14 protein-coding genes and 1 tRNA gene are annotated in these 12,111 nt (G+C 42.9%); 14 read left to right on the top strand and 1 reads right to left on the bottom strand.

The features are described from left to right. Window positions 1–154: 154 nt before the first annotated feature. Both G531_RS25540 and G531_RS25535 read left to right on the top strand, forming a co-directional pair. Complete coding sequence (locus G531_RS25540; protein ID WP_022857277.1) at window positions 155–1,333, top strand: 3'-5' exonuclease; 1,179 nt, start codon at window positions 155–157, stop codon at window positions 1,331–1,333. A 115-nt stretch (window positions 1,334–1,448) separates the two neighbouring features. Next, a complete protein-coding gene (locus G531_RS25535) occupies window positions 1,449–1,919 on the top strand; it encodes an ImmA/IrrE family metallo-endopeptidase (protein WP_211221922.1) in 471 nt (156 codons plus the stop codon). A 57-nt stretch (window positions 1,920–1,976) separates the two neighbouring features. Here G531_RS25535 and G531_RS25015 read toward each other — a convergent pair whose 3' ends face one another. Then, window positions 1,977–2,645: an NYN domain-containing protein gene (locus G531_RS25015; RefSeq protein ID WP_022857275.1), complete on the bottom strand. Its 669-nt coding sequence runs from the start codon at window positions 2,643–2,645 to the stop codon at window positions 1,977–1,979. A 785-nt stretch (window positions 2,646–3,430) separates the two neighbouring features. On the opposite strand from G531_RS25015, the gene G531_RS27150 reads away from it, so the two are divergent. The 12 genes from G531_RS27150 to G531_RS26255 all read left to right on the top strand — a co-directional run. Beyond that, window positions 3,431–3,763 carry an HNH endonuclease gene (locus G531_RS27150; RefSeq protein WP_022857274.1) on the top strand — a complete coding sequence of 111 codons (333 nt, stop codon included), beginning with the start codon at window positions 3,431–3,433 and terminating at the stop codon, window positions 3,761–3,763. Between the two features lie 229 nt (window positions 3,764–3,992). Further along, on the top strand, window positions 3,993–4,382 hold the full coding sequence (locus G531_RS26045) for a hypothetical protein (RefSeq protein ID WP_022857273.1): 390 nt from the start codon (window positions 3,993–3,995) through the stop codon (window positions 4,380–4,382). Continuing rightward, the gene (locus G531_RS25010; protein WP_022857272.1) at window positions 4,339–5,793 is read left to right on the top strand and encodes a phage terminase large subunit; all 1,455 of its coding nucleotides are present in this window, start codon (window positions 4,339–4,341) and stop codon (window positions 5,791–5,793) included. The genes G531_RS26045 and G531_RS25010 overlap by 44 nt, the downstream gene beginning before the upstream one ends. 2 nt (window positions 5,794–5,795) lie before the next feature. Then, window positions 5,796–7,250 (top strand): phage portal protein, encoded by a 1,455-nt coding sequence (locus G531_RS25530; protein WP_022857271.1) that lies wholly within the window; start codon window positions 5,796–5,798, stop codon window positions 7,248–7,250. Beyond that, entirely contained in the window at window positions 7,201–8,529 is a 1,329-nt protein-coding gene (locus tag G531_RS26040) for a VG15 protein (RefSeq protein ID WP_022857270.1), read from the top strand. The genes G531_RS25530 and G531_RS26040 overlap by 50 nt, the downstream gene beginning before the upstream one ends. Before the next feature lie 61 nt (window positions 8,530–8,590). Continuing rightward, window positions 8,591–8,674: transfer RNA gene (locus G531_RS0119295), tRNA-Tyr, on the top strand. 84 nt (window positions 8,675–8,758) lie between these two features. Further along, on the top strand, window positions 8,759–9,253 hold the full coding sequence (locus G531_RS26035; protein ID WP_022857269.1) for a hypothetical protein: 495 nt from the start codon (window positions 8,759–8,761) through the stop codon (window positions 9,251–9,253). Between the two features lie 18 nt (window positions 9,254–9,271). Next, complete coding sequence (locus G531_RS25005; protein WP_022857268.1) at window positions 9,272–10,144, top strand: phage major capsid family protein; 873 nt, start codon at window positions 9,272–9,274, stop codon at window positions 10,142–10,144. A gap of 32 nt (window positions 10,145–10,176) precedes the next feature. Beyond that, window positions 10,177–10,548 (top strand): Gp19/Gp15/Gp42 family protein, encoded by a 372-nt coding sequence (locus tag G531_RS26030; RefSeq protein ID WP_026472678.1) that lies wholly within the window; start codon window positions 10,177–10,179, stop codon window positions 10,546–10,548. A 10-nt stretch (window positions 10,549–10,558) separates the two neighbouring features. Further along, the gene (locus G531_RS26025; RefSeq protein WP_022857266.1) at window positions 10,559–10,894 is read left to right on the top strand and encodes a hypothetical protein; all 336 of its coding nucleotides are present in this window, start codon (window positions 10,559–10,561) and stop codon (window positions 10,892–10,894) included. A 280-nt stretch (window positions 10,895–11,174) separates the two neighbouring features. Then, window positions 11,175–11,558 (top strand): hypothetical protein, encoded by a 384-nt coding sequence (locus G531_RS26020; RefSeq protein ID WP_022857264.1) that lies wholly within the window; start codon window positions 11,175–11,177, stop codon window positions 11,556–11,558. Window positions 11,559–11,642: 84 nt separating this feature from the next. Next, a partial coding sequence (locus G531_RS26255; RefSeq protein WP_162143204.1) for a phage tail tube protein occupies window positions 11,643–12,111 on the top strand: 469 nt, incomplete at its 3' end.

Below are 12,111 nucleotides of genomic sequence, written 5' to 3'. Positions count from 1 at the left end.
CGCTGCTAATGAGGATATTAATAAAGAATCTGAGCGAGAATTAGACGACTTCGGCGCATAATAACTACATCAACTCAAACAGTACAAACATCGCAAACAACCTAAAAAATGACAGCAAAAGAAGCAAAAGCTTGATGCGAAAGACTTAAAAATAATGGCAAACTATAATTACTTCATGAACCTTGGTAGTGGAAAAATCCATTTCACCATCTCTAAAAAATATCTCACAAACGACTACAAAGAAGTAGCTGGAACACGTAAAAAATGCGTCAAAAGCACCTTACCGCCACGTAATGGAGCAAAATACCCGCGCATCACACTCTCCGACAGTAAAGGAAATCCCATCTTCGACATCACACCTAACATTAGCAACGCATACAGCGCTCTCGAAGATGTGAAAGACGGCTCCATATTTGACATCCGCATTAAAATACGTCCACTCGATGATTACGGGCGAATCATGCACGAAATCACTCTCACACCACCAAAAAAAGACAAAGAAATTACCACCCCAATCACTCGAATAGTCGTCGATACAGAAACAACAGGCTTAGCCCCAGAATATGATGAGCTCCTCCAAATCTCCATTATCGACGGCAACGGCATCGTACTACACGACCGTTATTACAAACCAGAAAAAAAGAAAACATGGCGAGAAGCTGAAAAAATCCACCATATCACACCTAAGAAAGTAGCAAATAAACCATTTGCGCGCCAAGACCTAACTATACTTCAAGACATCTTCGACAGAGCACAAGAAATCGTTATCTATAACGCACCTTTCGACCTAGCTTTTCTTGCTGTACTTGGACTTAAATTCGACATCGACAAAGTCACAGACACCATGCGAGAATATGGACAACTATTTCACCATACCGATTACTATAAACTCACCGAAGCGGCAAAAGAATGCAACCACAATTACGTAGCTCACAACGCACTCTCAGACTGCAAAGCAACACTAGCCGTCCAAAAACAAGTAGATAAAAAACGCGGAATTACAGCAATTGAACAAAATGATCCACATAACCTATCACGCCCAATAGGAAAAATTCATTCACGAAGGGAATACGCGCATAATACTAATCAAGTAAAAGCAAATATAAAACCCTCAATACAAGCCTGTGCTACGCAAAATACTGTTAAAACAAAACCTATGGAGAAAACCGCATATATAGTATTTTTAACACTTTTAACAATCCTAACCATATTAGAAGCAATCGTGTTAATATTATCCTTTCTCGCACCTCCACTTTTTCTCATCAGCATTCCAATCGGTCTCCTCTGTTGGCATATGTTTAAGAACAAAAGAAAATATAAGAAAAGACAGTAGTCCACATAGTTAAAAAGTAATGACTCGAGTTTAATGAGCTCGAGTCATTACTTTTATGTGTCATAAAATATTCAAAAAACACAACACAAACATTCGAACAAATGTTCTAAAAAAGGTGTATTATAAAACCGTCAAAACCACACGCAACGAAGAGGACAAACACTTGGACACACCCACACTAGAAAACCTCTACAATTACGCAGAACAAGCACACATTACTATCATTGAGACACCGCTCAATACTGCACACACCGGCTACTACGACCACGCCACACACAACATTCTTCTCGATTCAACACTCAACGACAGGCAAAAACGCTGTACACTCGCCCACGAACTCATCCACGCCAAATACGAACACACAGGACACGATCTAAAAAACGAACGTAAAACACGCAAAGAAACAGCACTCTGGCTCATCAACATCTTCGACTACATACAAGCCGAGCGTATCTACGAAGGCAACAATATTCTCATAGGCTTAGAGCTCAACGTCACGCAACAAGTACTAGGCGACTACCAGAACATACTCGCCCAATACATACAAAGTGTAATCGTATCAAAGACTAACACGACTAACACTTAAATATATATTAATAAAAAGATTACACCAAGTTTTTATAACTACTCCACTATATGCTTGTCATTTTGCATTAAAACTGTCATCACAAGTACGCAACCCATCAATATGCAAAGACAAATTGTCACGAATATTCCCACCCAGAGCATCAAGAATAAAATCAATACCTTCACGCCTAGCAAGCTTAGCGGCAGGAACAAAATCACTATCACCAGCAATAAGAACAATACTATCAACTTGATGCTTAAACGACAATGAAGCAATATCTAAACCAATACGCATGTCCACACCCTTTTGCTGCATCGCAAGAGTAAAATCCTCCTCAGACACCTCACCGAGTGAAACAGTCCCCCTCAAAAGTTTTCGTAAAACCTTATCTTTAATCCGATAATGAATACTAGAATCGCTAATTTCACCAAAGCGTAAAGCCACCTTACGCTTATGTGCAAGACAATTATAAAAATCCTCAGCCCACTCTTTTGTCTCAGACTTACTAAGATCAACCTGCTTACGCGTAGCGGGATGATAAACAATTTTATCTATAGGGTGACAATCATAATAAAAAATTCTATAAAGATTATGGCGCACATTTTTGCCGTCAATTTTTTCATATAAATGTCTAAAACAGTACTTATATAATCTATCCGCTGTTTCCTTCGGAGACTCAATACCAAAAGTGCTAGCTACCCGTTTCCGATAATAACCACCATCAACTAATATTGCTGTGTTCATTGTATCTCTCACTTATACTAAATATGCAAAACTCTCGATTTTGGCGCTTCCCTTATGGTGGGAGGTCTACTCTCGAGAGTTAACTACATAGACAACAATACATGTATTGCATTTGATATGCAATACTAAAAGCGTGTTGCTAGTAAAGGTGTCGAATTCGACACCTTTAACTATACCTACAAGCAATAACTACAAAAGGTTATCCATATTCAAAAAAATAGATAACCTCTTATACGCGCAAAAGCATAAAATATATAAAATACGGTTACACCAGTTACACGTGGTTACACTACTGGTGTAACCTATCTAACACCTTGAAAATACTGGCTTTCATTAAGGTAGGTTACACGGTTACACCACTTTTCAAAAAATCTTGAGATAAAAAAGAGGGTAGAAGTACTTTTAGATGTAACCTCAACAAAAAACATGCCTACAAGCCTTTATTTTCAATGCTTGAGAACGGTTACACCACTGATGTAACCGATAAAAAAGAAAACCGTCCACACACAAAATCTTCACAAATCAATGCTTGACAACAACAACCACTGCATGATTAAATAAGTACAGTAGTCATGCGTGTACGCGAATGGCTATATTCATATCTACGGGATGCTCGCCTCTTTACTTTGTACATGCTCTCAAATCTCAAGCCAATCAATTACAGTGCCCGAAAACAAATCTCAAAAACGAGAAAATGGAAGTAGCGCACACAGGCAAACCATACAGCATCACAAAGAGAAAACGAGCATGCTGTAGACTTTTGCTACATGTAGAGAGGATGTATAATGACTAAACCTAACCCCCGACGCACAAACAGCAGCAGAAGAAACAAACTGCGAGCGCGAGTCCTCGCCGCCTACGACACCTGCCACATCTGCGGCAAACCCGTAGACAAAACCCTCAACGGCACCACGCTTCCAGGAGCACCAGAAGTAGACGAACTCATACCTGTATCACGAGGCGGAAGCCCCTACGACTTTAATAACTGCAGGCTCGCACACCGCTACTGCAACAGGCAGAGAAGCAACCATACAGTCGCATACGCGCGAGCACAAATAAAAAGCAAATATCAATCGAAAATCACTCGACCGCGTTTAACGCGAGCAAGTAAATGGTAATATGAAAAATTATCAGGCATAATGGCGTGCTGATAACGTGGGTAGGGTATCCCACGACACGCCCGGACGCCACCACGGCGACAGGGCTAATATCCCTCTAGTTTTTTAATTCGTAACAATCGATACGTAACTGTTGGGAGGTTTTGTTTTGCAGTGTAAAAATTGCAGTAATTTCTTTAAGCCTTCCGCTCATGGGCGTAAACCAATGTTTTGTTCTGCACGCTGTCGCGTGGATTATAACCGTAATAAGAAAAGGTTTGCGCGAGAGGCTGAAAAAGATTCTAAGAAAGCTGACTCGGTACGTGTGGAGAAACAGAAGGTTATTGTTCCTGTTTCTAAATCGGTGAATGCTGAGTTGGATAAGAACGAGTTTGAGCGCATGATGGATGATTCTTTGGAAGATGAGCTCCGCTTTGCGCGTAGCGTGTTACATAAGGCTTTGATTTCCCCTGATTCTCCAGCTGGAGCATTAGCGGGGATCACTCGAGAGCTTATTAATGTTTCACGCCAATTGAATGATATTGTCACGGCGGGGAAGAATTCTCTTACGGTTGATATTAATGAGGAGGAGAGTTATGACAGTGAATCGTCAAGTAGCTTTGACTCCTCGATTATCTGACGCGGCTAGGCACTGTATTATCCCTGATGGTATCGTTACTTCAGATTTTCCTCGGCTCAACCAAGTTGCGACACGGTTGGGCTTTACTTTTGACCTGTGGCAGCAAGGGCTGGGTACTGTTCTTCTTGGTAAACGTAAGAATGGCTTATATGCGTGTGGTGTGGGTGGCGCGGTTATTAGCATTCCTCGACAGGTTGGTAAGACTTTTACGATTGGACTTATTGTATTGTTGATGTGCGTGACGAGTAAACGTCCACTGCTCGTTTTTTGGACGGCTCATCATACGCGCACTTCTGCAGAAACGTTTAAAGACCTTACATCTATTTGTGATAATGCTGCGTTGCGTGGATATGTCAAGCATATTCGTCGTGCTAATGGTCAAGAGGCTATAGAGTTTATGAATGGCTCGCGTATTTTGTTTGGTGCACGCGAGCGTGGTTTTGGACGTGGATTGCATACGGTTGACGTGGAAGTTTTTGATGAGGCGCAAATTCTTTCAGAGGCGGCGTTGGAGAATATGATTCCGTCTATGAACGCTTCCCCGAATGCTTTGGCGATTTATATGGGAACTCCTCCGCGTCCTAATGACCCTAGTGAAGCTTTTACTGGCAAGCGGTTAGGTGCTATCAAGGGTGTTGACACTGACACGTTCTATGTGGAATTCAGTGCTGATAGACACTGCGAACTTGACGATCGTAACCAGTGGAAGAAAGCAAATCCCTCTTATCCTCACCGCACGTCGGAGTCGGCTATCCTTCGTATGCGCAGGCAATTGTCTGATGATTCGTTTCGCCGTGAGGCTCTCGGAGTGTGGGATGAGCATATTTCGATGCATGCTATTGACACCAGTTTGTGGGGACAGTCAGCTGTGGATGAAAGACCGAATGGCGGTGATTTGATAGGTTTTGCATTGGATATGAGTCCTAACCGCAAAGCCTTTAGTATTGGCGCATGCATGAGATATAAGGATGGTACAGCGCATGTTGAACTCGCCGAATATCGTGATCCGTCTCGTGAAGGTACACAGTGGGCGGTTGATTGGATAGCGTCTAGGTGGAGTAAAACTGCGGTAGTAGTCATTGACTATCAATCTCCAGCAACGGTGCTTGTTCCAGAGCTTACGAAAGCGCATGTGAAGGTGACTCAAACGTCGTTGCGTGACATGGGGCGAGCTGTGGAGCGTTTTCAAAGCATGCTTGTTGAACGTAAATTAACGCATCTGAAAGACCAGCAACCACTTGACATTGCAGTAGGCGGCGCAATATTGCGTAACGTTGGACAAAATGGCATGCAAGCATGGAATAAGTCAGGCAGTGATGTAGACATTAGTCCTCTTGTCGCCGTCACTCTTGCTCTTGAAGGTGTTGCTACAACGAAGCGTCGTCCGGGACGGAAGCAAAGGATAAACTAACTATGTTTTTCAACATTGATAATCAAATCCTTAACCTTGCTACGAGCAATATAGGAAAAATTAATGGTATTAACGAAGGTGACTATCCTATAATCAACAAACTATTCAAATTGTGGCGACAAAAGTATCCACGCAACATGCTACGCAGTGCCTATTATGATGCGCGTAACCGTTTTCGTGACCTACGTGTAGCGATACCTCCACAAATCGCTAATCAGGCAGTCAATACTATTGGTTGGGCAGAAAAGAGTGTGCGCGCTCTCGCGGATAAAAGCGTTTTTGAAGGGTTTGTTGTCTCAGACAGTGATGATTATGGTATTAGTAAGATTGTTGAGGATAATCAGCTTGATGTTGATGTATCGCAATTGATTGTGAGCGCGTATAAACATTCTTGCTCATTTTTGACAATTTACGCGGATGAGGCTGGGCGTATGGTGTTGATGCCTCGCTCTGCTGATTGGTCGAGCGCCTTGTGGGATAGGAAGAATAGGCGTATTAGTGCAGCGATGACGATTACTGAATGCAATGATGAAGGTGATATTACTGCTTTTACTGTATGGATGCCTTTTAAGAACTATGAGTGCACACGGATAAATAATCACTGGGTTGCTGAGACAATAGTGACGAACATGCCTCAGCCCATGATTGTTCCTTTCGTTTATGATGCTCAAATGGATAGACCATTCGGGCACTCGCGTATCAATCGTGCTTTAATGGCGCTAACTGACGTGGCTTTCCGCACTATGGTTCGCATGGAATCAACTGCAGAATTCTACTCCTATCCACAATTATGGTTTCTTGGTCTTGATCCTGATGCTATGACGACAGATGCGTGGAAAATCGCCGTCAATAGTATTAACAGTATTAGCAGGGATGAGGATGGTAATGTGCCAACCATGCAGCAAGTCAATCAAGCAAGCATGAGCCCACATGGTGACATGCTTGAAACGCTTGTCATGCAAGTTGCAGCAATCACCGACCTTACACCAGAAACGCTCGGCATGAGAGTAAGCAACCCATCAAGCCAGGAAGCACTTGCAGCATCCGAATCATGGCTTACGCGAACAGCCAACCGTCAAAACATAGCTTTTGGACGCCAGCTGAAAAACGCGCTCGCTATGGCTATTCAAGCGCGTGACGGTTTACTTACCGTGCCAGATTTTACGGGTGTTGTACCTGTATGGTCTCCGACGCATGAGGTGAGTGATGCTGCGCGTGCTGATTATTACACGAAGATAGCGTCGCAGAATCCAGTATTTGCGAATTCTACTGTGGGTTTGCGTAAAGCAGGTTTAACTCTTGATGAGGTTGCTCAAATTAGGCGTGATGAGCGCAAGCAGAGAGCGCAGCAGGCTGTGGATAGTTTAGAAAAACGCTTGATAACGGAGGATAAGGAGGAGAATTCTTATGAGCGACAAGAATCAGATGAATCTTCCTTCGATTCTTCAACCGCGTGATGGTACAGCTGAGGCTTTGCAATCTGAATTAAATTCTTTATACGGGAAGCATCAAAAGATTATTGCTGAGATTGATGATGTTTTTAAGAAGCGTGTAACTCAGCTTGTTGGTTCAGATGATTCCGTGGTGGATAATGAGTTATATCGTGATATTGTAACTGATTATGCTGCTCAGATGAGCGAGGAGGCTGCTCGATATTACGCGTCAAGTCGTGAATTATGGTCTTTTGCATCGGATGTAGAGCTTGATGACTATAAGGAGTTTATCGTTCATGCTGACCGTGGTTTATATGATGCGTTGCATGGTTATTCGCGCACGGATTTTAATGGTTTAACGTGGAAGCAGGTGTATACGGGGCGTAATCGTGCGCGGTTAACTATCGATGATATGTGGGGTCGGGCGGTTGCTCAATTCGATCATAATGATTCTTCGCAGTGGGTTAATCTCGCATATGATGTAGCGCATCGTACTTCTCGATTAACGACACTTTTCACAGCTAAAAAAGACCCTAGTGAAGTACGCTATGCTCGTGTGCCGCAGGGTATTACGTGTGAATGGTGTGTGATGATTGCCTCGCGTGGTTTTGTTTATCATACTGAGGATACTGCGGGAGATTCGAGTAAGTTTCATTTACATGATGATTGTTTGATTATCCCCTCATGGGGTGAACAATCGATTCCTGGATATGATCCTGACTCATTGTATAAGCAGTATGCTAAGTGTCGTGATGCTGTAGAACATTATGCAAGCAGTGATCGCTATCATCATTGGGTTTTAGAGCAGCCTCCAGGCAGTAAGATTCCTCGTTACAATGTATGGAAGCGTAATCAAATTCTTGCTGAGATGCGTACACGAGACCGCGAATGGCTCAACACAGGGAAAATACCAACTATTGAGTATGAGAGTGAATTTGTTCGTGAGCGTGTAAAAGATGAAGAATTGCTAACTGCTCTGAGACTTTCTAAAAATGGTATAAAGTGCATTTTTCAACAGGATTGGAAAGAAGATGCTAATGGGCGACGTATTGGTAAAGCTGATCTCGTAGGCGGAATTGAGATAAAAACACTCAGCAAGGCGACTACAAGAAATACGATTGAGAGTCATCTTGGTAACGCTTCGAAGAAAATTGATGCGACTGCGGTTGTATTTGATAATTCAGATAATACTCATTCTATGAGTGATGATGATCTTAAACATTATCTAACAATCACTGTTAAATTTCATAATCGAAAAATTTATATGATTGACAGCTTGGAGAATCTTGTAAGAATCAAATGAGCCGCGGAACTTACCTACTGGTATGAACGACGGCTCATTACTTATATTTAATCAATCTTTTCCGTGATAGTCAAGTGGTTAAAGACTTCAGACTGTAAAGTCTGACGCAATTGTTGCTACGCAAGTTCGAATCTTGCTCACGGTGCTCGTAAATCCATGCTCCGCTACGGGGCATGGTCTTGCTCAGCCGCATGGCAGAGTGGTCAATAAAATAGGAAAGGTCATAAATATGGCAGAACCAGAACCAATTAAGCCACAGACAGACACTGAGTCTGCTGAACAATCAGCGCCACAGGATATTTCTTCTGTTGGTGATGATTTGCAGGCGAAATATGATGAACTGCTTAAGCATTCGCGTGAATGGGAAAAACGTGCTAAGCAGAACTTTGAAGCTGCTCAACAACTGGAAGAGTTTAAAAAGCAGAATGAAGAGCTAATCAAGCGCGCCGATGAAGCAGACAAATTACAGAAGGAACTTAACGAGATTAACGCTACGCAAAAAATGGCGGAAATAAAGTCAAAAGTTTCAGAAGAAACTGGAGTGCCTGCTAATTTGTTGCCTGATGGTGATGAAGAAGCGATGACAGAGTACGTGAAGAAGCTTTTAGCGTGGAACTCACAGCGTCCTCGTCTGCCTATTAGTGATCAATCTAAAACTCCATCACGTGAACCTAAAGATGATGGTTTGCATGTGATGGCACGTCAATTAATCAATAAAAACTAGGAGAAATAAGGAAATATTATGGCAGTTCTTGATACTACAAAGATTGCTATTCCAAGTGATGTGGTAACCACTATTGCTAAGGATGTACAGGGCGCTTCGGCTATTGCCGCATTATCCCCAGCAGTACCCTCTTCTATGCTTGCCAAGGAATATAACTATTTTTCTGGTAATGCAGTAGCTGAAGTTGTTGGTGAAGGTGCTAATAAGAGTGCATATGAGCAGATTGTGAAGCCTGTTAAGGCAACACAGCTCACCGTTCAGACTACTACACGTGTGTCTAATCAGCTTAAGTGGACGGATGAGGATGCGCAGGCTCAGATTATCAAGTCTATTCTTGCCGACCAAGCAAAAGCTATCGGTCGCGCACTTGACACTATTGTGTTCAACGGTCAAAACCCTAAGGATAATTCTTCTCTCGCAGGAGTCACTGCTCTTACTGAGGGTGCTACTAGCGTGACAGCAGATAAGGATGCGGCAAAGCACCTTGACCAGCTTGCAGCAGCTCTTATTGACTATGAAATTAATGGTGTTGCGCTTTCTCGTCAGGAAGCTGGTGATTTGCGTGCAGTGCGTACTTCTACAGGCGTTCGCATGTATCCAGAAATTCCATTGAATTTGACTGATGGTGCGCAGGTTGATGGTATTCGTGCGGCTGTATCTAATACTGTAAAACCAGTTCTGGCAATCATGGGTGATTTTGACCTTATTAAGTGGGGTTTATCGCGTGAAATGTTTACTGAAGAAATTGCTTTTGGTGATCCAGATGGTGCAGGTGATTTGAAGCGTATGAATCAGGTCGCATACCGTACTGAAGCCGTATTGAACTTCGCTGTGCTCGATTCTAAGGGTTTTGCAGTATTGAAGCCTAAGGCATCTTCTCCTTCGGCTTAAGACTATGAACTACTTTTGATGGGAGGTAGCTTATGACGAAATCTTTCGCGACTACCAATGAGTTGGAAGCTGTCTACCCGTTGGATAGTTCTGAACAGGAGCGGGTGCAACTACTACTGGATTCTGCCAGTCGTATGTTGCGCCTAGCTGCTCCACGATATAAACAGGCAGAAGATGCTGAACCAGGTATCTGCAAGGATATTGTCATTGCTATGGTTCAACGCGTGTTCGAGCAGGAACGCAATACTGCTGTGCCTGATGGTGTGACGAGTACAACGATGAGTGTTGATGGTTTTAGTCAATCGTTCGGTTTTGGTCAACCTGTGGGAGGGTTACGGCTTCTTCCTCGAGAGCTCAAGCTTCTTGGGCAGGGTAAACAACATATTGGTCATATTGAACTATAGGAGTTTTAGTATGAGAGGAATTACAATCCAACTCCAATACTCTCAGAATGTTGAAACTGCAGAAGGTGATGTGGAGACTATATACGGTAAGCCTGAAGCTGTAGATAATGTTCTTGTTGCTTCTCCAACGGTTCAGGAAACCGCGTCTACGAGAGATTTATACGCGCAGAATGCGGATACGAAACTCTACATGCCTCGCACATGGGAATTTCATAATCTGCGTGATGCGCGTTTTACTCTTCCTGATGGTCGTATCGTACAAGTGCTCGGCGACCCTTATCCAGCGCTTACCGATATAACACCTACAATTTGGTATGTGCGTGTATTGGCAAGGAGGGTGAATTGATTATGGGTGGTAAGATTCGCGTGGGACTCGATTATGCTGGTTTTACTGAGTATAGGCGTTCTCCTGAGGTGCGCGCATTATTGGATTCTGAGGCTGAACGTATTGCGAATAATGCTAATCGGATGAGGGGGAGGAAGAAAGCAAAGTATTCTTCTGCGTCGTCTCGTGATAGTCGTTTCGGTTCTGTTGCCGCTGCTCGAGCGGATAATGGTGAAGCCGCGTATGATAATTCGCGTTATCGTACATTGCTTCGCGCGACTTCTGCAGGAGGCGCATAGGCATGGATACTGTGCATTCCCTCTTGACGGATTATTTGCGCGAGCATAAGCCTACTGGTTTTACGGTAACATGGATGGTTCCCGAGTCTGTGAATACGAATAGTAAGAATAATAAGCTTATTGTTGTAGAGCAGACGGGCGGAAGTGTCAATGATTATGCGAAGGATACTGTTTTCGCTGTTGATGTGTATGCAGATAAGCTTAAATCGACGGAAGAAACCGCTTACCATATCGTTAGACTGTTACGCCAATCTGTCGATGATATTCTTCCATTCTTGAGCGTGGATATTATGAGCGTTTATAATAATCCTTTGCTTGATTCTAAACAGTCACGGTATACGATTACGTTCGTTCTCACTGTGGACTGGGCTTATGACATTGAATAGTTAATCATAAAAGAAAAAATTATAGCTTCACATCGTTAAGGGGTGTGAGGCTCTTTTTATACCTAATTTAAGGAGGTATTTGTTATGGCTCGTAAAAAGAATAAAGCTAGTAACGCAGCATTTACTAAAACAAAGGCAACAGGCGTTGTCTTCATCGCACCTACAGGTACAGTATTGCCAACGGGTGCTTTCGATGAATTAAACGAAGCATTCCAGAACGTTGGTTATATTTCAACTGACGGTATTACGTGGAAGACGGATACTGATACTCAGACTTTGGAAGATATGGGCGGAACGACTATTGCTTCTGTGATTTCTAAGTATTCTGAGACAGCAGAATTCACTATGCTGGAAGTTCTCAATATTGATGCTGCTAAGCTTCGTTTCGGTAGCGAGAATGTGATTGAGACTGCTAACGGTGGACTGCAGATTGATCATAAGATGCCTACTGGTGAGAAGTTCTCGATGGTTGTTGACGCTGTTCTTACTAATGGCGCGAAGCATCGTATGGTTATTCCTGAGATGACGGTGAATGAGACAAGTGAATATAAGC

This window comes from Granulicoccus phenolivorans DSM 17626 = NBRC 107789 = JCM 15570 (assembly GCF_000423085.1).
Classification (GTDB): Bacteria; Actinomycetota; Actinomycetes; order Propionibacteriales; family Propionibacteriaceae; genus Granulicoccus; species Granulicoccus phenolivorans.
This window is presented reverse-complemented; position numbering and strand designations above follow the sequence as displayed.